Raw genomic sequence first — 1,870 nt, forward strand, 5'->3', positions numbered from 1 at the left:
GTAGTCAAACAGTACCAAGCGATCTACAGGGGCATGATATAACCACATGTATCCTTTATGCATGTTATTTTTATGCCCCCTGTCCTGCACTTTTATTGGGGTTTCGTCGACTTGCAGGTATTTTTGGCTAAGTACCACCTCCTTCAGCAACTTCCAGAGTGGCTCTATCGTTTTCCACCCCTGCATAAGCCAGTTAGATGCCGTCGAGGCAGGGATTCTAACCCCCATTTTACTGTATTTATCCAGCTGCCTGTGTAGGGGTAAACCATATACATACTTGTCTACGGTCATTTGTGCCAGTGTAGAAGCTGCCGGGATACCTTTTTCAATCGCCCTATCTGGAAGCGTACCCATCAGGATGCCTTCACCGTTTGGTTTCGCGTATCGCTTGCGGATGTAGCGCGTAACGTAAAACTCTGCAGGCTTCATTTCCAGCACTTCAGTCACCTCTTCACCGATAACGACGCATCCTTCTGTAGACTCCGTAGGCTCGATATAAACATCTTCTCTGCGTAGTGTTTCAGGAAGCGTCATGCGGCCTTGTCCTTTCTCACGCTTTTTACGCTTGACAGTGACTGTTTCCTCGTCGCTATCCGCTTCACCATCGCCCCCCATCTTAGCCTGATCAGTTTCGGGTACACCTAATGTAAATAGATTGAGCTGATCGGAGTCAACGGACGTTTTTAGCTTATCCTTTTTGGGACCAAAAATGATTTTAAGTAGCTTGTCTAATTCAGAGCGGTATTTAAAAATGACCTGCTCTTTCTTCTCTATGAGCTCTTCTTTTTCGAGCAAAGAATTTTATTTTTGAGATATGGTCAACAGAGCCTGTTCGTATAGGGTTTTATAGTCTATTTCTCTGTTTTCCATGACATAAATATAGGGTAAAAAAGTGGTTTTAAATAGCCTTAAAGCCACTTTTTAGACAAAAAATCATGCTTTATTTCACTACCGCCCAGCTGCCATATAACGCTTTCTGTAGCGCACAGATTCTAGCCTTACCCCCTGTAAAAGCAAGCCTAATTCACGGCTAGAAAGCAGGCTTTTAGGGGATCTTGGGCGTTCAAAAGTCCCCCTTTCTAGCCTTTTGATATACAGAGCAAACCCATCTTGATCCCACTGCAAAAGCCGGATTTGATCTCCTCTTTTTCCTATAAAAATAAAGACGTCTCCACTCATGGGATCAAAGCCCAGTTTGTTGCGCACTATCCCTGCTAAAGCCTGGATGCCATAGCGCATATCTGTTGGCTGTTCGTACAGAAAATAGCGCGTAGCAGAGGAAAGCGCTAACATGCCAAGAGTCTTTTTAGATGATCAATCGAAATCTCCTCATAAAAAGTAACGCTAGCACCATTCGGTAAGGTGACTTTCAAAAAAGGCTGTTGCTCTACCCCTGGAGCCAAAGCTGCCAGGCGCTTAAAGCTTGTGAATGGCTCGGAAATCGGCTCACTTACTACTTCTAGCTTTTTGCACCAGTAGTAGAACGTAGTTCGATTAATCCCTCGGTTTGCAGCAAACACAGACTTCTTTAAACCAGAGCTAAGCCATTCCCGGTAAAGCTCCTGGTAAAACACTTTATCTCTTCTTTCCATCCCGCAAGACTACAAAATCCCTCGCCTACAGAAAATATGGGGTTCGTCGAACGGATACGAAAAAGGAATCGGTTGTTTTGCGTTTGGCATCTACCCATCTCTGTCCGTCATATCCTCCAGCACTGACGATGCAGTGGACGTGAGGGTGAAAACTAAGATCCTGTCCCCAAGTATGCAGTACCATTGTGATCCCCGGTTCGGCACCTAGGTATTCGGGCATCTTTGCATGCTTGAGCAGGGTTTGGGAAGCTGCCAGAAACAAAAGGTCGAATAGCTAG

3 protein-coding genes and 1 pseudogene are annotated in these 1,870 nt (G+C 45.2%); all 4 read right to left on the minus strand.

The window, feature by feature from the left end; all coding sequences use genetic code 11:
- On the minus strand, positions 1-795 hold a 795-nt coding region (locus A3SI_RS16810; RefSeq protein WP_009057953.1), incomplete at its 3' end, for an IS66 family transposase.
- A gap of 153 nt (positions 796-948) precedes the next feature.
- Positions 949-1,293, minus strand: a complete 345-nt coding sequence (gene tnpB, locus A3SI_RS16815; RefSeq protein ID WP_009057955.1) for an IS66 family insertion sequence element accessory protein TnpB — start codon at positions 1,291-1,293, stop codon at positions 949-951.
- Complete coding sequence (tnpA, locus tag A3SI_RS23440; protein WP_040671351.1) at positions 1,287-1,592, minus strand: IS66 family insertion sequence element accessory protein TnpA; 306 nt, start codon at positions 1,590-1,592, stop codon at positions 1,287-1,289. Before tnpA ends, tnpB begins: the two co-directional genes overlap by 7 nt.
- Positions 1,593-1,624: 32 nt before the next feature.
- Positions 1,625-1,866 (minus strand): annotated as a pseudogene (locus A3SI_RS23445) (transposase); the annotation flags it as partial.
- Positions 1,867-1,870 lie beyond the last annotated feature (4 nt).

The sequence above is a fragment of the Nitritalea halalkaliphila LW7 genome (genome assembly GCF_000265075.1).
In the GTDB taxonomy this organism is placed as follows: domain Bacteria; phylum Bacteroidota; class Bacteroidia; order Cytophagales; family Cyclobacteriaceae; genus Nitritalea; species Nitritalea halalkaliphila.

Coding starts and splice junctions, on each gene's coding strand:
- tnpB (WP_009057955.1), bottom strand. CDS start 1,293: ATGTTAGCGCTTTCCTCTGCTACGCGCTATTTTCTGTACGAACAGCCA.
- tnpA (WP_040671351.1), bottom strand. CDS start 1,592: ATGGAAAGAAGAGATAAAGTGTTTTACCAGGAGCTTTACCGGGAATGG.